The sequence below is a fragment of the Psychrobacter sp. TB20-MNA-CIBAN-0197 genome (assembly GCF_040309765.1).
Taxonomy (GTDB): Bacteria; Pseudomonadota; Gammaproteobacteria; order Pseudomonadales; family Moraxellaceae; genus Psychrobacter; species Psychrobacter submarinus.
In genome coordinates this window covers 1-313 of sequence record NZ_JBEOPC010000282.1, presented here as the reverse complement: position 1 = coordinate 313, position 313 = coordinate 1, and the positions used below count along the sequence as shown (strand labels likewise).

General features: G+C 64.2%; 1 protein-coding gene. It reads left to right on the top strand.

All coding sequences use genetic code 11. The features are described 5' to 3' along the window. Positions 1–95: 95 nt before the first annotated feature. On the top strand, positions 96–313 hold a 218-nt coding region (locus tag AAEY83_RS13670), incomplete at its 3' end, for an alpha/beta fold hydrolase (RefSeq protein WP_351059626.1).

The window sequence follows — 313 nt, the reverse complement described above, 5'->3', positions numbered from 1 at the left end:
ACGCAGATCCTCATCGAACTGCTGCGCACCTTCGACACCTTGCCGCTGGACGCACCGTTTGCCGCACCTGAACAAGCCTGACACGGAGTTCACCGATGGCGTATTTCGAGCACGAAGGTTGCAACCTGCATTACGAGGAATATGGCCACGGTGCGCCGTTGCTGCTGGTCCACGGGCTCGGCTCGAGCACCCTGGACTGGGAAATGCAGATCCCCGCGCTGGCCGCGCACTTCCGGGTGATCGTCCCGGACATTCGCGGCCACGGGCGCTCGGACAAACCCCGCGAGCGCTACAGCATCGCCGGGTTCAGCGC